This window comes from Actinomadura sp. NPDC000600, from assembly GCF_040492135.1.
Classification (GTDB): Bacteria; Actinomycetota; Actinomycetes; order Streptosporangiales; family Streptosporangiaceae; genus Spirillospora.
The window spans coordinates 147,137-165,516 of record NZ_JBEUPD010000009.1 but is presented as its reverse complement, the minus strand read 5'-3'; the positions used below and the strand labels follow the sequence as shown (position 1 = coordinate 165,516).

The 18,380-nt window shown below is 72.3% G+C and carries 21 protein-coding genes; 8 read left to right on the top strand and 13 right to left on the bottom strand.

What is annotated here, in order from left to right:
- Positions 1-82: 82 nt before the first annotated feature.
- Positions 83-625, bottom strand: coding sequence for a TetR/AcrR family transcriptional regulator (locus ABWI07_RS15965; protein WP_149259875.1), 543 nt, complete (start codon positions 623-625; stop codon positions 83-85).
- A gap of 173 nt (positions 626-798) precedes the next feature.
- Here ABWI07_RS15965 and ABWI07_RS15960 point away from each other — a divergent pair, with 173 nt between their 5' ends.
- Positions 799-1,641: an oxidoreductase gene (locus ABWI07_RS15960; protein WP_353818987.1), complete on the top strand. Its 843-nt coding sequence runs from the start codon at positions 799-801 to the stop codon at positions 1,639-1,641.
- 91 nt (positions 1,642-1,732) lie between these two features.
- On the opposite strand, the gene ABWI07_RS15955 is transcribed toward ABWI07_RS15960, so the two are convergent.
- Complete coding sequence (locus tag ABWI07_RS15955) at positions 1,733-2,122, bottom strand: hypothetical protein (protein ID WP_353818985.1); 390 nt, start codon at positions 2,120-2,122, stop codon at positions 1,733-1,735.
- A gap of 35 nt (positions 2,123-2,157) precedes the next feature.
- Between ABWI07_RS15955 and ABWI07_RS15950 the strand changes: the two genes are divergently transcribed.
- The 4 genes from ABWI07_RS15950 to ABWI07_RS15935 all read left to right on the top strand — a co-directional run bounded on the left by ABWI07_RS15950 (position 2,158) and on the right by ABWI07_RS15935 (position 5,829).
- Positions 2,158-2,598 (top strand): MarR family winged helix-turn-helix transcriptional regulator, encoded by a 441-nt coding sequence (locus tag ABWI07_RS15950; RefSeq protein ID WP_353818983.1) that lies wholly within the window; start codon positions 2,158-2,160, stop codon positions 2,596-2,598.
- 358 nt (positions 2,599-2,956) lie between these two features.
- On the top strand, positions 2,957-4,318 hold the full coding sequence (locus ABWI07_RS15945) for a M20/M25/M40 family metallo-hydrolase (protein WP_149259872.1): 1,362 nt from the start codon (positions 2,957-2,959) through the stop codon (positions 4,316-4,318).
- 150 nt (positions 4,319-4,468) lie between these two features.
- Positions 4,469-5,158: a hypothetical protein gene (locus ABWI07_RS15940; RefSeq protein WP_353818982.1), complete on the top strand. Its 690-nt coding sequence runs from the start codon at positions 4,469-4,471 to the stop codon at positions 5,156-5,158.
- Positions 5,159-5,169: 11 nt separating this feature from the next.
- Entirely contained in the window at positions 5,170-5,829 is a 660-nt protein-coding gene (locus tag ABWI07_RS15935; protein WP_353818981.1) for a hypothetical protein, read from the top strand.
- Between the two features lie 25 nt (positions 5,830-5,854).
- On the opposite strand, the gene ABWI07_RS15930 is transcribed toward ABWI07_RS15935, so the two are convergent.
- Positions 5,855-6,226: a CBS domain-containing protein gene (locus ABWI07_RS15930; protein ID WP_149259869.1), complete on the bottom strand. Its 372-nt coding sequence runs from the start codon at positions 6,224-6,226 to the stop codon at positions 5,855-5,857.
- A gap of 267 nt (positions 6,227-6,493) precedes the next feature.
- On the opposite strand from ABWI07_RS15930, the gene ABWI07_RS15925 reads away from it, so the two are divergent.
- The gene (locus ABWI07_RS15925) at positions 6,494-7,369 is read left to right on the top strand and encodes an SAM-dependent methyltransferase (protein WP_149259868.1); all 876 of its coding nucleotides are present in this window, start codon (positions 6,494-6,496) and stop codon (positions 7,367-7,369) included.
- A gap of 75 nt (positions 7,370-7,444) precedes the next feature.
- Here ABWI07_RS15925 and ABWI07_RS15920 read toward each other — a convergent pair whose 3' ends face one another.
- Complete coding sequence (locus tag ABWI07_RS15920; protein WP_353818980.1) at positions 7,445-8,650, bottom strand: NAD(P)/FAD-dependent oxidoreductase; 1,206 nt, start codon at positions 8,648-8,650, stop codon at positions 7,445-7,447.
- Positions 8,651-8,734: 84 nt separating this feature from the next.
- Positions 8,735-10,132: an MBL fold metallo-hydrolase gene (locus ABWI07_RS15915; protein ID WP_502912826.1), complete on the bottom strand. Its 1,398-nt coding sequence runs from the start codon at positions 10,130-10,132 to the stop codon at positions 8,735-8,737.
- A gap of 211 nt (positions 10,133-10,343) precedes the next feature.
- On the opposite strand from ABWI07_RS15915, the gene ABWI07_RS15910 reads away from it, so the two are divergent.
- Positions 10,344-10,850 carry a hypothetical protein gene (locus tag ABWI07_RS15910; RefSeq protein ID WP_353818979.1) on the top strand — a complete coding sequence of 169 codons (507 nt, stop codon included), beginning with the start codon at positions 10,344-10,346 and terminating at the stop codon, positions 10,848-10,850.
- Between the two features lie 95 nt (positions 10,851-10,945).
- Here the strand turns inward: ABWI07_RS15910 and ABWI07_RS15905 are convergent, their stop codons facing one another.
- The 4 genes from ABWI07_RS15905 to ABWI07_RS15890 form a co-directional block, all read right to left on the bottom strand.
- On the bottom strand, positions 10,946-11,833 hold the full coding sequence (locus ABWI07_RS15905; RefSeq protein WP_353818978.1) for a cytochrome c biogenesis CcdA family protein: 888 nt from the start codon (positions 11,831-11,833) through the stop codon (positions 10,946-10,948).
- On the bottom strand, positions 11,830-12,498 hold the full coding sequence (locus tag ABWI07_RS15900) for a DsbA family protein (RefSeq protein ID WP_353818976.1): 669 nt from the start codon (positions 12,496-12,498) through the stop codon (positions 11,830-11,832). The genes ABWI07_RS15905 and ABWI07_RS15900 overlap by 4 nt, the downstream gene beginning before the upstream one ends.
- Before the next feature lie 167 nt (positions 12,499-12,665).
- Entirely contained in the window at positions 12,666-13,178 is a 513-nt protein-coding gene (locus tag ABWI07_RS15895; protein WP_235036853.1) for a hypothetical protein, read from the bottom strand.
- A 49-nt stretch (positions 13,179-13,227) separates the two neighbouring features.
- Positions 13,228-13,641 (bottom strand): hypothetical protein, encoded by a 414-nt coding sequence (locus ABWI07_RS15890; protein WP_149259863.1) that lies wholly within the window; start codon positions 13,639-13,641, stop codon positions 13,228-13,230.
- Positions 13,642-13,838: 197 nt separating this feature from the next.
- Here ABWI07_RS15890 and ABWI07_RS15885 point away from each other — a divergent pair, with 197 nt between their 5' ends.
- Positions 13,839-14,639 carry an SMI1/KNR4 family protein gene (locus ABWI07_RS15885; protein WP_353818975.1) on the top strand — a complete coding sequence of 267 codons (801 nt, stop codon included), beginning with the start codon at positions 13,839-13,841 and terminating at the stop codon, positions 14,637-14,639.
- A gap of 83 nt (positions 14,640-14,722) precedes the next feature.
- On the opposite strand, the gene ABWI07_RS15880 is transcribed toward ABWI07_RS15885, so the two are convergent.
- From ABWI07_RS15880 to ABWI07_RS15865, 4 genes are all read right to left on the bottom strand, one after another.
- Positions 14,723-15,466, bottom strand: a complete 744-nt coding sequence (locus tag ABWI07_RS15880) for a DUF1775 domain-containing protein (RefSeq protein WP_353818974.1) — start codon at positions 15,464-15,466, stop codon at positions 14,723-14,725.
- A 17-nt stretch (positions 15,467-15,483) separates the two neighbouring features.
- The gene (locus tag ABWI07_RS15875; RefSeq protein WP_353818973.1) at positions 15,484-17,061 is read right to left on the bottom strand and encodes a beta-propeller fold lactonase family protein; all 1,578 of its coding nucleotides are present in this window, start codon (positions 17,059-17,061) and stop codon (positions 15,484-15,486) included.
- Positions 17,062-17,195: 134 nt separating this feature from the next.
- On the bottom strand, positions 17,196-17,810 hold the full coding sequence (locus ABWI07_RS15870) for a hypothetical protein (protein WP_149259859.1): 615 nt from the start codon (positions 17,808-17,810) through the stop codon (positions 17,196-17,198).
- A complete protein-coding gene (locus ABWI07_RS15865; RefSeq protein ID WP_235036852.1) occupies positions 17,807-18,379 on the bottom strand; it encodes a sigma-70 family RNA polymerase sigma factor in 573 nt (190 codons plus the stop codon). Before ABWI07_RS15865 ends, ABWI07_RS15870 begins: the two co-directional genes overlap by 4 nt.
- Between the last annotated feature and the right edge of the window lies 1 nt (position 18,380).

Genomic DNA, 18,380 nt, shown 5'->3' with positions numbered 1-18,380 from the left:
TGGGGCCATGAACGTTCCCCGAACCCGGCCCCGCCGCCGAAACCGCCGGACCAGGACCGTCGCCCCGCCGCCGACGTGCGCCTCAGCGGGCACCGACGCCGCGCAGCAGCGTCTCGACCACCACGTCGGCGGCCTGTGCGGGGCTCAGCTCGGGCAGTTCCTCCGCGGCGTGCAGCATCAGCGGCGGCAGGAGCGACGCCACCCAGCCGGACGGCAGGTCCCCTCGCACCAGGCCCTCGTCGGCAGCGCGCCGGAGGAAGGCGTCGACCGCGTCGATGAGGGGCCGGCGGCGCTCCCGAAGGGTCTCGTCGCGGAGCATGCGGCTCGTCTCGACCGGCCATTCGCGGTTCACCGCGACGATCCCCTCGACGAGGCGGTGGAGCGCGACCTCCACCGGGGCCTCGCGGAGCCTGGCGGCGGCGATGGCCTTCTCCACCGCGTCGTACCGGGCGCCGTACACGGCGAGCAGCAGCTCCTCGCGGGAGGCGAAACGGCGGTAGACGGTGCGCCGGTCCACTCCGGCCGCGGCGGCGATGGCGGCGATGCTCACCGAGGGGTCGTCGGCCAGCAGGCGTGCGCCCGTGTGCAGGACGAGTTCCAGGTTGCGCGCCGCGTCTGATCTCACCCGCCCAAAGATACCCATCACCAGGGCACATGGTTGGTCTATCGACACAGAGCTGTCGAGAATGCTAGCTTAAATGTCACAAGTATGGGGCAGTTAAGGTCGGCTCCGTCTCGGTGGACGGGACGAGAGCGAGCGGCGGCCGACTGCCGACGTCCGAAGGGGGAGAGGGGCTCATGGCGAGGACATGGTTGATCACGGGGGCGTCGCGGGGTCTGGGACGCCATCTCACCGAGGCGGTCCTGGCGGCCGGTGACCAGGTCGTCGCGACCGCCCGGCGTCCGGAGCAGCTGGACGATGTGGTGGCCCGGTTCGGCGAGCGGGTGCGGGCGGTCGCGCTGGACGTCACCGACCCCGCCGCGGCCGTCGGCGCGGTGAAGGAGGCCACCGGTGCCTTCGGCCGCCTGGACGTGGTCGTCAACAATGCCGGGTACGCGAACAGCGCCCCGATCGAGGAGATGGCCGAGGAGGACTTCCGTGCCCAGGTCGAGACCAACCTGTTCGGGGTGGTGAACGTGACGCGGGCGGCGCTGCCCGTCCTGCGCGAGCAGCGCTCGGGGGTGTTCGTTCAGGTCTCGTCCATCGGCGGACGCGTGGGGGGCACCCCCGGCATGGGCGCCTACCAGACCGCGAAGTTCGCGGTGGAGGGCTTCTCGGAGGTGCTCGCCAACGAGGCGGCGCCCTTCGGGGTGAAGGTCGTCATCGTGGAGCCGGGCGCCTTCCGCACCGACTGGCAGGGCTCGTCCATGCGGCTGCACCCGGTCGGCCCCGACTACGAGGAGAGCGTCGGCGCCATCAACCGCTACCGCCAGGCCAACGACGGCACCCAGCCGGGCGACCCGGCCCGCGCGGCCCAGGCCGTCATCGACGTGGTCGGCGCCGACGACCCGCCCCGCCGCCTCCTTCTCGGCAGCGACGCCCTCGCCTCCGCCCGCAGGTCCGCGGAGGCCCGCGCCGCGGAGACCGAGCAGTGGGCCGACGTGAGCAGCTCGACCGACTTCCCCGCCTCCCAGCGCTGACCTGCGGGGCTCAGCGGCCCGAAGGGCATGGACCCGGACGGTTCGCTGATCCTGGAGATCCGCGCACGCGGCACCAGTCCGCGTCCGCTGTTCAGTGGGTGGCGTACCAGAGGGCCGACAGCAGGTGGACGAGCATGAGGACGCCGCCGCCGACGGCCATTCCGGGCACGCGGCGCGTGATGCCGAGTGCCGCGTCCCCTGCCTGGACGGCGCCGGCGACGATCAGCAGCGGCACGATCGCGGCGGCGTCGGCGGTGACGAGCGCCGCGATGACGGCGAGACTCAGCGGGATCGCGCGGACGGCATAGACGCGGGCGTAGAAGTCGACCCCGGCGGTGACCGCCTCACCCGAGGGAAGCGCCAGGCCCGGGCGGGCGGCGCCGAGCGCGCTCGACCCGCCCGACACCAGTGCCGCGACCGCGTTGACCGTGACGAGTGTGACCTCCATGGCGCCCATCTCTTCACCTCTCAAATGATTCATGCTTTGAATGATTGAGTGTGAGTATGATTCGAGCCATGCGCGACGTCAAGCCGCTGCCGGGGACGGTGGCCTTCCGGCTGGGGACCCTCGGTGCGATCGTCGGGGACCGGCTGGCCCGCAAGATCGCCGGCTACGGCGTCAAGCCCAAGCACGCCGGGCTGATGGCGGCGCTGGAGGCGGGCGTCGCGGCCTCGCAGCAGGACCTCGCCGCCCGGATGGGGGTCGCGCCGAGCCTGGTCGTCGCGCTGGCCGACCACCTGGTGGACCTGGGCGCGATCGAGCGGCGGCGCGATCCGGCCGACCGGCGCCGGCAGGTGCTCACGCTCACCGACCAGGGCCGCGAACTGCTCGCCAAGTGTGCGGCGGCGGCGCAAGAGGTGGACGAGGAACTCGTCGCCCCGCTCACCCCGCGCCAGCGCGCCGCACTGCACGACGCACTGGACGTGCTCTCCGAAAACGAAGGACTGCCCGCCTGAGACGAACGCCGCCCGGCGTGCCCGAAGGTTCCGGCCGCATTTTGCCGAATGCCGCGCTGGCCTTTGCCGGGGTCGAGGTATCTACCTGTTGGTAATGCGGGTGAAAATCGCGAATCAGGTCATCTATTGGCCTTCCGCCGGTCGGCCGGTGCCTTGGAAAGCGGTGGTCCATCGGTCTGTGGACATTTTGCGATCTTGATCACGGTTTGGTGTGCGGACGGTCCGAGGCTTGTCGTTTTAGTGGCGATTTCGTAGGTTCGCCCCAATCGGGGGATGATCCGTTGTCCCGCCGCCGTCCGCGACCGACTCGAGATCCGAGGCCGGCGGGCGGTGGCCTCGACCTCCTTGAGGAGACGCCATGTCCGAGGTCAAACGCCGTGATCTGCTGGCCGGGGTCGCCGCCCTCACCGGGTTCGCGACCGTCGGCCTGCTCCCCGGCACCGCCGCCGCCGCGACCCGGCAGCGCCCCGGTGCCCTCCGCTCGCCCTCCCTCACCGCCGGCGACAAGGCCGTGGTCGCCCGGGTCGACGCCCGCCGCGCGCTGCGGCACCTGAAGGTGCTCAGCGACGAGATCGGCTGGCGCGTCTCCGGCACCCCGGCCGAGCACCGCGCCGCCCGCTACATCGCCGGCTATCTGCGCGAACTCGGCTACACGGTCGAACTGCAGCCCTTCCCCATCGCCGACAAGTACCTGGCGGAGATCCGCTCCCGGGGCGAGCGGGACTGGCAGTGCAGTGCCTCCCCGCAGGGCGCCGTCGCGTCCGTGGACGGCACGGTGGCGGACATGGGCAATGCCACCGAGGTGACCGGCGACGTGCGCGGCCGACTCGTGCTGTTCGACCGCGTCCCCGGCATGGAGACCGAGCAGGCCAAGGCCGCCGCCGCCGCGGGCGCCGCGGCGGCGCTCATCGTCAACGCGCGCTCGACGACCTATCCGGAGCGCAAGGCCGGCACGTTCGTCCCGAACCTGAAGGAGACGGTCGCGATCCCGGTGCTGGGCCTGGCCGAGTACCACGGCGAGCGGATCCGCGCGGGCGCCCGGCGGCTGTCCTTCAAGATCACCCACCACACGGGCCTGACCTCGTACAACGTCCTGGCCGAGCGGAAGGCGTCGCTGCCCAACCCCGCGGGCAAGGCCGTCATCGTCAGCGCGCACTACGACAGCGTCCCCGGCTCGCCCGGCGCCAACGACGACGGCAGCGGCACCGTCCTGTGCCTGGAACTGGCGCGCGTCCTGAAGCGGCTCCCCACCCAGCAGGCGGTCCGCGTCTGCCTGTGGGGCGCGGAGGAGAACGGCCTGGTCGGCGCCCGGTACTACGTGAAGCAGCTCGACGAGGCGGGCGTCGGGCAGATCACCGGCTGCTTCCAGAACGACATGGTCGCCACCAGCCATCCGCCCGCGGGCACGTACTGGCTGCTGTCGGTGGACGGCGCGGACAACACCACCACGGCCGCCGTGAACGCCGCCGCGCAGCGGCTCGGCTACGCCGACCAGACCAAGGGCCCCACGGCCCGGGGCTCCAGCGACCACGAGGCCTTCTACGAGCGCGGCATCCCGGCGGGCAACTTCAGCTGGCGCGGCGGTGAGGCGCCCAGCCAGCTGGAGCCCCTCTACCACACCCCCGAGGACACGATCGCCCAGAACGTCAGCCTGGAGCGGCTGCAAGTGTCCCTCGAACTGATCGGCTGCGCCCTCTACGACGTGGCGCGCCGCAGGTAGCGGAGAAAGCGTGAGGGGCGGCTTCGGTGAGAGGCCGCCCCTCACTGCGACCCGGATGCGGTCGAACGGGGCGGGCCGTCGACGAGTTTCGGAAGGCGGCGCACGCCTCCCTCACTATGATCTCGCCATGGTGATCGGGAAGGCGCACCGATGAGCGGGCGGGAACTCGGCGGGACGCTGGCGCTGCGGCGGCACTGGTGCCGTCCGGACGAGCCCGTCCTGCTGTGCCTGTACTGCCACGGCACCGCCCTGCGCTTCGACGTGGACGGCCACGACTGGCGGGGCATCCCGGGCGGGGCCGGACGCGCCGTGCTGAACGCCGTCGGAGCAGGAATGGATTCGGCGTTCCGCGAAGACGGCCTCAACCCGCCGGCGATGGTGGTCCACGGGCCGAGCAGCGGCCTGGCCGCGCGGGTGGCGCTTCCCGATTCCCAGGAGACCCGCTACTGGGTCCTCACCCCGCACCGGATCGGCGTCGTCGCGATGCTGCAGGCCGAGGCCGCCGAATCCGGAGCGCCGGACGAACCGCAGGGGGGCGTCCTCTCGCGGGCCCGCAGGATCGCCGCCGGGGCGGCGGAGATCGGGCGCGCGCTCGCCCGCGACCATCCCTATCCACCGGGCGAACCGGTGCCGCTGTCACGCGTCGCGGGCCTCGCCGAGATCCCGGCGGCGCAGATCGCGCACATCGGTCTGGACCGGCGCAAGCTGCCCTCCGGGTACCGTCCCCGCAAGGTCCCGGTCCTGCGGATCGGGCTTCACGACGGTTCCGGCTTCGACATCACCGCACCAGACGACGAGGCGGCGGGACGGCTCGCCCACCTCGCCGCGCAACGCTCCTGACGGGTGACCACGTGCCGCGCAACGAGCAGAAACTGTACGAGATCGCCCGCGCGCACTGGTGTGCGCCGGGCGAGAGGCTGGTCATGGGCGACCACGCCGCCGGCCACATCGGCGCGACCGTCCGGGGGGTGAGCGCGGCCCCGCACCCGCCCGCCGTCCCGGGCGGCTCGCAGGTGCCCGACCCGTCCTGGCCCCTCCCGACCGACCCGGTCCGGACGGGCCGGTTCTGGTACGACGAATGGGCCGAGGACCCGGTGGTGTGGGGGTGGGCGCACGCGCCCGGACCGGACGCGGCGGCGGCCGCGGTCGCCGCCCACATGGCCGGGTACGCCGACGAGGCGTGGCTGCTGCTCACGGACCGGCGGCTCGCGGTGTCAGTGGAGTCGCGGTTCGCGCGTCCCGCCGAAAGGCCGGGCGGGCTGCGCGGTCGCGTCCGCGGCGCCTTCGGCGACTCGCAGGACCCCGCCGGGCCCCTGGCGACCTGCTGGGAGATCCCGTCCGCGGCGGTCCGGGGCCTGCGGGCGGTGCCGCTCGGCCGCACCCCGCGGCCGGAGTGGTTCATCCGGATCGACTTCACCGACGGCTCGGCGTTCGACTTCCGCCCCCGCCGGGGCGCCAAGGCCCCGGACTACGTGAAGTCGATCTACACAGGCCTGGCCCCGAGGCACTGACCCCGGAACCGAAGGCCCACGCCCGTCACAGGGCCCAGGTCTCCAGGGCGAGCAGGTCCCGCATCGACACCATGCCGACCAGGCGTCCGCGGTCGGCGACCGGGAGGTGGCGGATGCCCTCCTCCAGCATCCGGCGGGCGACCTCCCGCGAGTCCTCGTCGAGCGCGGCGGTCTTGAGCCTGGTCGATGCGTACGCCGTGGCCCGGGACGCCGGATCCGCCGTAAGGGCCAGCGCGCCGACGAGGTCCCGCTCGGTGATGATCCCGACGACCCGCTCCCCGTCGAGCACGGCCAGCGCGCCGACGTCGTCCTCCACCATTCTCCGCGCCACCTGGTCCAGCCGGTCCTCCGCCTGGCAGCCGAGGACGCCCGGCCGGTACACGTTGCTGATCAGCATGTTCCCTCCCCATGGGTTCGCCCCACACGCCGCAGCGTTTCCGTTCCATCCCGCCGGAAACGCCCCAAAAGTCACCTTGACCTGCGGGATCGCCAGGCGCGCCCTCCAGGGACGGGGCGCCGTACGGATTTCTCTCGTGAACACAGGCGACAACGGCCACGATGTGCGGGCGGTGGCGAGGCCTGGACGATCGCCGTCCTCATGCAGACGGTAGTGTCTGACTGACCGGCGCACGGAGCGCCGTGCCGACTGCGAGGGAGGCGGCGGATGGCGGCCGTGACGTTGCCGGAGTCGTTGGCGGGCGTCGGGGTGACGGCGATCGGGGTCGCCCTCATCAGGGCGCGGGAGACCGCGCGCGCCGACCGGTTGTACGAGGACCCGTACGCGCAGGCGTTCGCCGACGCGGCCGAACGGGAGTTCCTCGCGCCCTCGGCGCCGGCCGGCGCCGCCGGCACCTGGGCCGGTGTGCAGGAACTGGTCGAGACCTTCTACCCGGGACGCACCATCGGAGTGCGGATGGGCGACGACGGGCTCCGCGACGCGGTCGCCGCCGGCCGCCGGCAGATCGTCCTGCTCGGTGCAGGCCTGGACACCTACGCCTTCAGGCTCGGCCTGCCGCGATCGGTGCACCTGTTCGAGATCGACCTCCCGGAGATGTTCGCCTTCAAGGAGCCGATCCTGGACGCGCTCGGGGCCGTGCCGTCATGTGAGCGCAGCGTCGTCGCGGCCGACCTGCGTCAGAACTGGTCGGAAGCCCTGCTGGAGGCGGGCTTCCGGGCCGCGCTTCCCACCCACTGGGTGGACGCGGGCGTTCTCGGCTTCCTGCCGAGGCGGGACGCCCGGCGGATCGCGACGACGATCGGTGAGCTCTCGATGTCCGGCAGCCGCTTCGGGTTCGGGCACATCCCGCTGCAGGCCATGGCCGAACGGATCCGGACGGTGCCCGGCGCCGACCGAGTCATGCCGGGCATGACGGCGCGCTCCGTCGACGGCGAGCGCGGACTCGGCCCGGACGCGCCGGAGTGGCTGGAGCGGCACGGCTGGCGGACCGAGTTCCGCACCCTCGAAGAGATCGCCGCCTCCTACGGGCGAGCACTGCCGCAGGCCTCCGGCGGAGGCTCGGTCACCGCAGTGCGCCTCTGACGCCATTCCCAACACCGAATCCTATTTTGTTGTTCGCGGGGCCGAAAAAGCCGTCTTCCCTCGTTGATTCGCTGCTCAGGCGCGGCCCTTGAGCATGCCGTGCCAGTAGAGGGCGGGCAGGCCGTAGCGCTTGAGATACCACATGTCGCGGCGCTCCTTCTTCAGATTGATGACGGGGAAGGAGGGGGCGAGAGCGAGGTCGTAGTCGAATTCGGCGAGGAGCATCTTGTCGCGGGCCGTGACGAGGGGGCAGGAGGTGTAGCCGTCGTAACGACCGGTGCCGGAGCGGCCCGCCATGCCGGCGATGAGGTTCTCGACGACGACGGGGGCCTGCTTGCGGACGGCCGCGCCCGTCTTGGACGTCGGCAGGTTGGCGACGTCCCCGAGAGCGTAGACGTTCGGGTAACGCGGGTGGACGAGGGTGTGGGCGTCGGCCTCGACGTAGCCGTAAGGGCTCGCCGGGTCTGCGAGAGGGCTCGTCTTCAGCCAGTCCGGAGCGCTCTGCGGCGGCGTCGCGTGGAGGAAGTCGTAGGAGATCCTCTCCGTGTCACCCGCGGCGCGGTCGGCGAGGGTCAGTTCACGGCGCTCGGGGTCGACCGAGAGGAGCTCCGACTGCAGGCGGACCTCGATGCCGTAGCGGGCCGCGACCTTCTCCAGTTCGCGGGCGTAGGTCTCGACCTTGAAGATCGCCGGTTCGGCGAGGGCGAGGACGACGCGGATGTCCTTCAGCGTGCCCTCCCGGCGCCAGTGGTCGGCGGCCAGATAGGCGATCTTCTGAGGGGCGCCGCCGCACTTGATCGGCCCGGCGGGGTGGGTGAAGACGGCCGTGCCGGACGTGAGGTTCCGGATGAACTCCCAGGTCTTGGGGGCGTACTCGGGGGAGTAGTTGCTGGACACGCCGTCGCGTCCGACCGATTCGGCGAGGCCCGGGACGGCGCTCCAGTCGAGTTGCAGGCCGGGGGCCAGCACCAGGTGCTCGTAGCGGAGTTCGGCGCCGCTCGCGGTGGTGACCGTTTCGGCGTCGGGATCGACGGCGGTGGCGGCGTCGCGGATCCATTCCACGCCGGGCGGGATGACGGACCGCTCGGGCCTGCGGGTGAGCTCGGCGGTCGCCCGGCCGCCGCCGACCAGGGTCCACAGCGGCTGGTACCAGTGGGTGTCGGACGGCTCCAGGATCGCGATGCCGCGGACGCCCTTGCGGCGCAGCCTGGCGGCGACGGTGATCCCGGCGGTACCGCCACCGATGATCAGGACGGGGTGCCGGTGCGGGGTGGTGGACATGAGGTTGCTCCCTCCGGGTGGGTGCGGCGCGCCCTGCCTGGCACCTGCCTGGGACCGGTTCCAGGCAGGGCGCGCCGGGATGGATCAGGCTTCGGCCGGGGCGTACGCCGCGGCCCAGGCGCCGTAGCCGCCGAGCAGGTCGGCCACGTCGGCGCGGCCGGCCCTGCGGAGCAGGCTCGCGGCGACCGAGGAGCGTGCGCCGCCGGCGCAGTTGACGACGATCCGCCGGTCGGCGGGGACCTCGTCCATGCGTCCGGGCAGCTGGGCCAGCGGGATGTTGACCGAGCCCTCGATGCGGCCGTTCGCCAGCTCGCCGGCGTTGCGGACGTCGACCACCAGAGGCGGCTCCGCGCCGTCGAGTTCCGCGCGCAGGTCGGCGAAGGTGAGCCGTTCCGCCTGGACGATCTGCTCGGGTGCCTGCGTGAAGGCCTCCTCGGCGTCGGCCAGGTAGCCGGCGGCCGTGTCCAGGCCGATCCGGGCGAGGCGGATGACCAGCTCCTCCTCGCGGCCCTCGGGCGCGATCACGATGATCTCCTGCCCGGGCTCGACGAGCATGCCGGCCTGCTCGGCGAACCGGCCGTCGGCGGGGATGTTGATCGAGCCGGCGAGGTGGCCCGCGGCGAACTCCCGCGGGTCCCGGGCGTCCACGACCACCGAACCGGCGTCGCGCCGCGCGAGGACGTCCGTGAAGGACAGCGCCTTCAGGTGCTCGTCGACCTGGAGCAGCTCCCGCTCCTTGCGGTTGAGGATCGCGTCGTAGACGAAGTACTTCGGCGCCGGGGGCTGGCCCTCGGTGACGATGTCGACGAACTCCCGCTCGCTCATGGGGCGGCAGGCGTAGTTGCTCAGCCGCTGCGCGCCGATGGTCGACTGGAGTTCGGCCGAGAGGTTCTTGCCGCAGGCCGAACCGGCGCCGTGCGCGGGGAAGAGGCGGGTCTGGTCCGGCAGGGCCATCAGCTTGTGCTGGACGGTGTCGTAGAGCATCCTGCCGAGCTCGTCGGCGGTGACGCCGATCGAGGCCAGCAGGTCCGGGCGGCCGACGTCGCCGATGAACAGCGCGTCCCCCGTCAGCACGCCGTAGGGGACGGTGTCGCCGGAGCGCTCGTACACGAGGACGCTGATCGACTCGGGCGTGTGGCCGGGGGTCTCGAGGATCTCCAGGGTGACGTCGCCGAGGCTGATGCGCTCGTGGTCGTGCAGCTTCCGGATCGGGAACTCGGCCTCGGCCCGCGCGCCGTAGCCGATCCACGCTCCGGTGCGGGCGGCCAGTTCCAGGTGGCCGGAGAGGAAGTCGGCGTGGAAGTGGGTGTTGATGACGCCTTCGATGTTGAGGCCGTTGGCCGCGGCGTCGTCCAGGTATTCGGAGATGTCCCGGCGCGGATCGACGATGACGGCGCGTCCGGTCTCCTTGTCGCCGATCAGGTAGGAGGCCTGCGACAGGCACTCCAGATAGTGCTGGGCGATGTACAGCCGACTCTCCATTGCTGCGGTTCCTTTCGCGGGTTGCGGGTCCGGGAGCTGGCGGGTTCCGACGAACTAGTGATACCCCAGGGGGTATGTCTCAGAGAGTAGGCGACGGGTGGACGATGTGGCAAATACCCCCAGGGGTATCTGTCGCGCAGGCGGTTCGCCTCCGGCCGGGGCGCGGGAGTTCGCGGGCCACCGGGGGCTCCATCTGCGCTACCTTGCGCCGATGACCGACCTGAACGGATACACAAAGAAGCTGGCGCTGCCGGAGGGTTTCGACGCGCCCCGCCTGCTGCGGTACGACGACGTCACCGCTCACGCGCTCACCCGCGACGACCTGGTCGCCGACGTGCGCGGTGTCAACGCGAGCCTCGACCTGATCCGCGAGACCCGCGGCGGCGACTGGCCGACCGGCCCGGTCACCGAGGACGAGAACTACGTCGACCTCGTCTGGCACGAGTGCGAGTTCCGGGACGGCAAGTCGTTCGCCTTCTGCGTCGAGGCCGACGGCCGCGGCTACATCGGCTGCGCCTACCTCTATCCGATGGGCGTCCGGCAACCGCTGACCGAAGACCTGGCAGCACACGACGTCGACGTCAGCTGGTGGGTGACCCCCGACGCGTACGAGGCGGGCTACTACACCAAGCTCCACCAGGCCCTACAACACTGGACCGCCAGGGACTACCCCTTCACCCACCCCCACTACTCGAACCTGCGAATCCCCTCGTCCTGAACTCGGCTCCGTACTCTCGCGTTCGCCCGGGTCCCCGCTGGCGACCGAGCAGGCCAGGGCCGCCGCGCACGCGGGCGCCACGGCGGCGCCGGCCGTCAACGCGCGCTCGGTGACCTGTCCGGGGTGCCGGGGTCGGCCCGTTCGCCGGTCCGTTGGCGGCGGCCGCCCCGCAGGCCGCGCCACAGGAACGCGCCTGCCGCGGCGGCGGCCACGGCCGCCAGGACGCCGAGGAGCAGGCCCTCGGGTACCGCGGCGCCGATGCGGGCCACCGACTCCTCCATGGCGAACTCGGTGTCGGGGTCCACGAAGCCGGGGAGGGCCGAGGTGCCGTCGAAGACCAGGAACACCGTTCCCAGGACGATGAAGAAGAGCCCGCCGACGAGCGACGTGGAATGCACCCGCAGCGGCCCGAGCCTGACCGGTCGGCCGCGCAGCCCGCGGCGCCGCCCCAGGTCGAAGCGGTCCCACAGCAGGGCCAGCACGAACAGCGGGACGGCCATGCCGAGCGCGTACAGCGCCAGCAGCGACGCTCCGTACAGCGCGTTCCCGCCGACCGCGGAGACGGTGAGGATGCCGCCGAGCAGGGGGCCGGCGCAGAACCCCGACAGCCCGTAGACGGAGCCCAGCAGCCCGACCGACAAGGCGGAACCCGCGTGGCCGCGCCTGGTGGCGAGTCCTTGGAGCCGGGCCGAGCCGAAGCCGAGACCGGCGATCTGGGCGGCGCCGAGCGCGATGATCGTCCAACCGCCGAGGGCGACCAGCAGGTCGCGGTGCCCGTAGAAGAGCCGGCCCGCCATGGCTCCGGCGGCGCCGAGCGGGACCAGCGTCGTGCAGAGCCCGAGGTAGAAGACCGCCGTGCGGGACACGAGCCGGGTGCGTCCGGTGAAGGAGTAGGCGAAGAACGCCGGGAGCAGCAGTGCGCTGCAAGGACTGAACAGGGTGAGGACGCCGCCGAGGAAGGCGGCCAGGTAACCGATGCTCATCGGCCGCGGGCCTCCTCGACGGCCTGGGCGAACACCTCGAACGGCTGGGCGCCGAGGATCGGCCGTCCGTTGACCAGGAACGTGGGGGTGCTGGCGGCGCCGGCCCGGTAGCCCTCGACCTGGTCGGCGATCATGGCGTCCTCGGCCTCGCCGCTCTTCATGTCGGCGCGGAAGCGGGCCAGGCCGGGCACGCCCGCCTCGCGCGCCCAGGCGACCAGGTGCTTGTCGGCGAGGTCGCCGGAGTTGCGGCGCCGGGGCTCGGCGTACACCCGGTCGTGGAAGGCCCAGAACCGGCCCTGCCGCCCCGCGGCGTAGGACGCCTGCGCCGCGGCCTTCGACTCGTCCCCGAAGATCGGGAAGTTGCGCCACTCGATCCGCAGCACGCCGGTGTCGACGTACTTCTGGATCAGCCGGGGCTCGGTCTCGCGGGCGAACCGGCCGCAGAACGGGCACTGGAAGTCGCTGTACTCGATCATGACGACCGGGGCGTCGGTGCGGCCGAGGGCGAAGGGGTCGCCGTTCTTGCGCCGGGCCAGGTCGGGACCACCGGCCCGGGAGCGTGAGGGTGAGGCCGACGCCGACGGTGATCCGGCGGTTTCGGCTTCCTTTCCGCCCCGGCCGCCGATGGCGGCCAGGCCGAGGAGCAGGGCGGCTGCGAGCAGCACGCCCGCGATGGTGAGAGAACGGCGGGAGCGGGCTTTGGCATGTGACGCCGACATGGCGGACAGAACCTTTCGAAGAGCGCGCGCCGCTGACCGAACGACAGGCGTGGGCCTGGCCCGTGGTCAGCGCAGGCGGATCGACCGCGCGGCGCGGATGGACGTGTAGGGGATCAGGCCGGGCCGGGCGTTCCGGCGGGGCAGTCGATCTCGCCGGCGAGGCGCTTCACGGCGGCCGCGGCCAGCAACGCGATCGACAGCAGGGCCACGACCGGCTGGAGCGGGGCCCAGATCGTCAGGGCGCCGGAAGTGCCCAGCAGCAGGAGCACCGCCTTGTTGCACACGGGGCACCCGATCGCGAAGAACGACAGGACGCTGCCGAGAGGCCCCAGACGCCTGGCCGCGCTGGAATCCGCGGCGGCCGGCCGGCCGATGTACGTGGCCAGGACCAGCCCGGCCAGCAGGGCGGTGATGCCGAGTACGGGGTAGTTCCACCACTGCACCGGCACGGACCGGCCGAACAGCGGGTTGGGGATCACGTCGGTGGGCGCTCCCACCACGAGCGCGGTCCCGGCGGCTCCGGCGGCGGCCACTGCCCAGCGGCGTACCGGCCAGAAGGCCAGCGCACGACCGGCTTTGGCGCACATGCCGGCGGACGCCCGCACGGGCGGGCGAGCAGAGATCATCGGATGGACTCCGTTCGGTCGGATCTGAAGGCCCGGGTGAACGGGGCCTCTAGATCCGCAGAACGCAGAGCCCGGCGGGGTCGGGAGGGGACGGCGCAGGCCCTGGGGGCGCTCCCGCAAGGGCCGCGCCCGGCGGTGCCGCCGTCTCGGCGAGCGAGGCCGGGACCATGACGGCCGGGACCGGCAAGGGCTGGGCGGCGGGCGCAAGCGAGGGTGCCTCGGCCACCGTCTTCTTGCCGCACTGGCCGGTGCCCGGCTCCGTCCCGGAATCCTTTGACTCGGGCGCCGCATGCTCGGTGGTGACCGCGTCGCCGGGAAGCCCCAGCGCGCCAGAGGCCGCGTATCCGGTGACCACAGCCTCGGCCGATACGGGCGAGGCGGAGGGGGACCGGAAGACGGCGGCGCCCTTGCCGAGCTGCATGAGGCAGCCGACCATCAGGAGGACGACCAGAACCGCCGGCACCAGGAACGGCCGAGACCACGCGGATCTCGTACGGACCGGAGACGGCATGCCGGGCGGCCTTCCTGCTCACGATGAAGATTCGTGGGTCACTATAGGTGACCTCTCGCCGGGATTCGGACGACGGCGGCCGGCGTGGTTCCGCCTGAATCGCGGCGACAGCCGCTCTCGGCGGATGCGCCGTGCCTAGGATCCCCGTCATGCCGACCCAGTTCGATCTTGCTGAGGAACTCGCCGCGGGCATGCGGAGCGCGGAGGCCGCGTTCCGGTTCATCTCCCGGTACTGCGCCGCGTGGACGACTCCGCTGTCCGCGCGCGACGCCTACACCCCGGCGGAGGTCCAGGAAGCCGAGCGGCGGTTGGGGATCACCTTCCCGGCGGCGTTGAGGGAGGCGTTGCAGCTCTTCAGCAGGCGGTACGTCCGCTTCGTAGACCAGGACCGCAGCCTCATGCACCCCTTGATAGGCGTTGAGGCCTTCTCCATCTACGCGGACACGCGGGCGCTGATGTACCAGGCGGAGAACCAGGGGGTCTGGGAACGCTACGTGCGCCTCGAAGACATGCATCTGGACGACCCGCCGACCTTCCAGACGCATTGGGCCGACTACTCTCGGCTGCTGCCGTTCACCGACCGCCTGTCGGTGGCGCTGATGGACCTGGTGCTGCGCGAGCACTGGTGGCACGACGAGCGCTTGATCGTTCACGGGGAGCTCCGGGAAGAGCAGATCGCCGAGCTGGCCGGGCGCTTCGAGGAGCTGGCGTTGTCCTCGGCCGTGCCCTGCTACGACTGGATCGTCCCCATGGCGCCCGATCGCTGGTTCCTGGCCCCGGACGTCCTCGTGCATCTCGAACACACCATGGTCCTGACCGAGGAGGAGTCGGAGAAGGATCCGTGGCCGAGGCGGCGCCCCGGGACCGCCGCCAAGATCACCTTTCGCGGACGCACCGCGGAGTCGCTCCACGCCCTGGTACCCACCTTGCCCGAGCAGTGGTTGACCTGACCGGGTCGCGGCGCTCCGCGCGGTTGAGCCCGGGCACCTGGGGGGTGGCCGGGCTCAACGCGTGGGGGGATCTTCGGTGGTCGTCAGCCGTGCCGGCCGGTGGACGGTCGCTTCAGCCGCCGGACTAGGGCGATGAGACCGACGGCGGCGAGCGTGCCCGCGACCGCCCAGACGACGAGGGAGATGTCCTGCCCATCGGACGTGTCCGCAGCCGTCTTCACCTGGGGTGCCGCCGAGGGACCCGACCCCTCGCTCACCGCCGGGTGCGGCCCGCCCTCCGGCCCGCTTCCCGATGACGGCGGTTCGCTCACCGCCGCCGGGTCGAGCACCAGCTCAGGGGCGGGGAAGTCGGGCTCCTGCCCGCCGGTCGCCGGCTGGTTCCAGTTCACGACCGATCCGTCGGAGTACGTCTGCGCCGTGTCGAAGCGCAGGACGGCCTCGTCCGGCAGCGGATTCACGCGCACGGTGAAGGTATGGGTATCGGCGGGCTTGATCTCGTGGCCGGCCTGGGCCGTCCATACGACGTGCGGACCGCCCTTCCCGCCGCCCGTCCGGTTGATCGTCCAGCCGTCGTCGACCGGGACGGAGCCGGCGGTCACCCCTTCGGGCAGCGTGACGTCGACCCGGACCGTGGTGCTGAACTCCTTCTCGCTCGGGACGCGGAACTGCAGCGTCGCGGGCTTTCCCGCCTCGGCTCCCTCGGACAGCACGCGTACGTGGGCGGAGGCCGGGGCCGACAGCGGCATCACCATCCCGGCGCCGATGGCCGCGGCGGTCGCCAGGCCGGGCAGCCGGTTCCGGCGTGCGGTGGGGCGTGTGCGTTCCACGGGCGCTCACCTTCGTCTCAGCAGCAGCAGAACACGAGGGACGCCGGGTCGGCGTCGCGGCCGCCCGCGGCGTTGTGCTCGTGGCCGGTGCTGATCCGCTTCAACGACGCCAGGGTCTGAGCCGAGGCCCTTCCCTTCGGCTTGATCGCGATCCGCTTCCCGGTGAACGCGGAGAAGGACAGCACCTGCGGCGCCTTGCCGCCTTCGTCGGTGGTGAAGGAGACCAGCGGAGTCTCGCGCCCGGACGCCCCGACGGCGTACGCCTGGTACGTCGTGGCGGGCCTGAGGTCGCGGGCCTGCAACTGGACCATGTCGAGCCCGCCGACCGGCCGGACGGTCGCCTCCAGCACACGGCCCTTGCCGCCCGGCCGCATCGCGTCCCCGGCCGAGCCGTCGGAAAGGACGGTCGGCACGTTCCGGACCCGCTCCCCGAGTCCCTGGCGTCCGAGTCCAGGGGCGGAGTCCGGGCTGGGCACCGCCCCGGGGGCGTAGAGGACGGCCTGGGGCTCCTGGCCGGTGCTGATCGTGTCGATCACCCTGTTGGTCGTGGTGTCGATGACGTCGACCGCGTCGGACTTCTCCAGGCCGACGTACATGCGCGTCCCGTCGCCGCTGGGCCAGGACCCGTGCGGAGCATGCCCGTGGTTGCGCACCCGATTGATCAACTTGGGCGCCCCCGACGCCGTGCGCTCGTAGACGAGCGTCTGGTCGAGGCCGCCGACGGTGAGGTAGGCGAACGAGCCGAGCGCGTTGGTCGCGAAGTTGGGGTGGTTGGTGTCCGGGCCGGTGTCCAGCACGGCCTTGACCTTCCGTGCGGCCACGTCGATCACGCTGACCTTGCCGGCGCGCTTGTGCGCCGCCCAGATCTCCTTGCCGTCGGGGGAGATGGCGGCGTCGGAGGAGAAGACGTCGGCTAGTCCCGTGATGCGGCCGGTCACCTTGCGGGACTTCACATCGACGACGGTGATCTCGGGTGCGCTGATGTGGTTGACGTAGGCGAGCTCGCCGTCGGGGCTCATCAGGACCTTCGACGGGCCGGCGCCGACGGTGACGCGTCCGGCGACACCACCGCGGTCGGCGTCGACGATGGTCACGGTGTCCCGGCCGCGGTCGGCGACCCAGAACTCGCCGCCGTCGGCGGTGAACGCGCCCTCGTGCGCGGCGCGGCCGGCGTCGGTGTGGCTGAGCACCTTGTTCGTGGCGGTGTCGATGATGTCGACGGTGTTGCTGGCCACGCTGACGACGCCCAGGCGCCGGCGGTCCGGGGAGTACCCGAGCCCGTGGACGCCCGAGTTGGAGAGGTACTGCGGGCTGAGCGTCGCGCCCAGCCGCTGGTCGCCGAGACGGATGGTGCCCAGCGTCCTGCCGGCGGCCGGGTCGATGACCGTGACCGTGTTGGAACTCTGGTCGGCCGTGTAGACCCGGTCCCGGCCCGAGAGCGGCGCCGGGTCCGCCGCCTTGACGGCCGCTACCGGACGGGCCCCGTGCGGCGATGCGGCGGGCGATCCGCCGGCCGCGGCGGTGACGCCGAAGACGGCGGCTCCCGCGGTCGCCAGCACCGTGGCCGCGCCGATGGCGTGTCTGACTGAGAACACGGATGAACCTCCATGAAAGGGATCTGTGCCGGATGGCAGGGCGGGGCAGCACACGGCGGGGCGCCGTGCGCGGAAGATGATGGGCAGGCCGGAGCAGACCCGCTGACTCGGTCGCGGGTCTCCGGGGAGTCCGGTCAGTCGGGCGTGCGCGACGGAGACGTCACGGGCAGCCGTGCGACCATGCGTCCGCTCTCGTCCTGGACGAGCAGTGTGGTGATCTGCGACCGGAGCATCGCCGTCACCATGCGGGTGCGCATGGGCGTGCCGCCGCTGCCCGCCCGCACGGTTCCGGCCGACTGGCGCCTGCCTTGGGCGTCACCGGTCAGCAGGTGGTAGGTCTGTCCGGGTCGGAGCCCGGACAGGGACACCGGGACCTCCGTACCCCAGCTGTGCTCGACCATCGGCTCCGGCCGGGACAGGGTGACCGCCGCGGCGGGCGGCCTGCCGTGGCCGTCACCGGGGAGCACGGTCGTCAGCACCGCGCAGGCGGCGAGGACCAGCCCGGCGGCCGCGGCCGCGACCCGCCGCCGCACGCGCCTCGGCGCCCCTGGCTGCGGCTCCCGGACGTCGACGTCGAGGACGACGGGCTCGGCGCGTTCGAAGGTCCTGATCAGCCGGCGCACCCCTTCCGCCTCGGCGGAGCAGCCGGCGCACCACCCGAGATGGCGGGCCAGCGGGGCGGGCAGCGGCCGGTCCAGCAGGAGGAGTTCGGTGAGTTCGACGCGGATCGCGTGGCAGGAGGGACTCACGGAGCCAGCCATCCTTTCTCGTCCAGGATCCCGCGCAGGGCGCGCACTCCGTAGTAGAGGCGGCTGCGCACCGTGGACGCCGGGATGCCGAGGTCATCGGCGAGATCAGCGCACGTGCGTCCGAGGAGGTACACCTCCAGGACGACCTGGCGGTGCTCGGGTGACAGGCGGCGCAGCGCCTCGTCGAGCTCGATGCGCGTCAGCAGCTGGTCGAACGGGTCGCGCGGGTCGCGCTGCTGCTCGCCCGCGTCCGCCGGTGCGGCGAGCGGCACGCGCGCGGCCTTGTTCCGCCCGACATCGATCACGACGTTGCGGGCGATCGCGAACAGCCACGTCCGCAGGCTCGCGCGGCGGTGGTCGAAGGAGGCGGCGGACCGCCATGCCCTGACGAACGTCTCCTGGACGACGTCTTCGGCGAGCTGGCGGTCGGCGAGGGCGTTGCACGCGAAACCCAGCAGTTCCTGGCCGTGCCGGTCATAGGCGAGCCGTACGTCCTGCTCGCTGCGCAGGGAGGGAGGAGCCTCCTGCCGGGCGGCGGGCCGGCGGCCCAGCCTCCAGAGCTGGGCCACC

Excerpts from the sequence above, each read along its gene's own strand:
- ABWI07_RS15915 (WP_502912826.1), bottom strand. The coding sequence starts at position 10,132 with ATGGAGAGTCGGCTGTACATCGCCCAGCACTATCTGGAGTGCCTGTCG.
- ABWI07_RS15920 (WP_353818980.1), bottom strand. The coding sequence starts at position 8,650 with ATGTCCACCACCCCGCACCGGCACCCCGTCCTGATCATCGGTGGCGGT.
- ABWI07_RS15885 (WP_353818975.1), top strand. The coding sequence starts at position 13,839 with ATGCCGACCCAGTTCGATCTTGCTGAGGAACTCGCCGCGGGCATGCGG.
- ABWI07_RS15910 (WP_353818979.1), top strand. The coding sequence starts at position 10,344 with ATGACCGACCTGAACGGATACACAAAGAAGCTGGCGCTGCCGGAGGGT.
- ABWI07_RS15945 (WP_149259872.1), top strand. The coding sequence starts at position 2,957 with ATGTCCGAGGTCAAACGCCGTGATCTGCTGGCCGGGGTCGCCGCCCTC.
- ABWI07_RS15950 (WP_353818983.1), top strand. The coding sequence starts at position 2,158 with ATGCGCGACGTCAAGCCGCTGCCGGGGACGGTGGCCTTCCGGCTGGGG.
- ABWI07_RS15925 (WP_149259868.1), top strand. The coding sequence starts at position 6,494 with ATGGCGGCCGTGACGTTGCCGGAGTCGTTGGCGGGCGTCGGGGTGACG.
- ABWI07_RS15905 (WP_353818978.1), bottom strand. The coding sequence starts at position 11,833 with ATGAGCATCGGTTACCTGGCCGCCTTCCTCGGCGGCGTCCTCACCCTG.
- ABWI07_RS15955 (WP_353818985.1), bottom strand. The coding sequence starts at position 2,122 with ATGAATCATTTGAGAGGTGAAGAGATGGGCGCCATGGAGGTCACACTC.
- ABWI07_RS15895 (WP_235036853.1), bottom strand. The coding sequence starts at position 13,178 with ATGATCTCTGCTCGCCCGCCCGTGCGGGCGTCCGCCGGCATGTGCGCC.
- ABWI07_RS15960 (WP_353818987.1), top strand. The coding sequence starts at position 799 with ATGGCGAGGACATGGTTGATCACGGGGGCGTCGCGGGGTCTGGGACGC.
- ABWI07_RS15940 (WP_353818982.1), top strand. The coding sequence starts at position 4,469 with ATGAGCGGGCGGGAACTCGGCGGGACGCTGGCGCTGCGGCGGCACTGG.
- ABWI07_RS15930 (WP_149259869.1), bottom strand. The coding sequence starts at position 6,226 with ATGCTGATCAGCAACGTGTACCGGCCGGGCGTCCTCGGCTGCCAGGCG.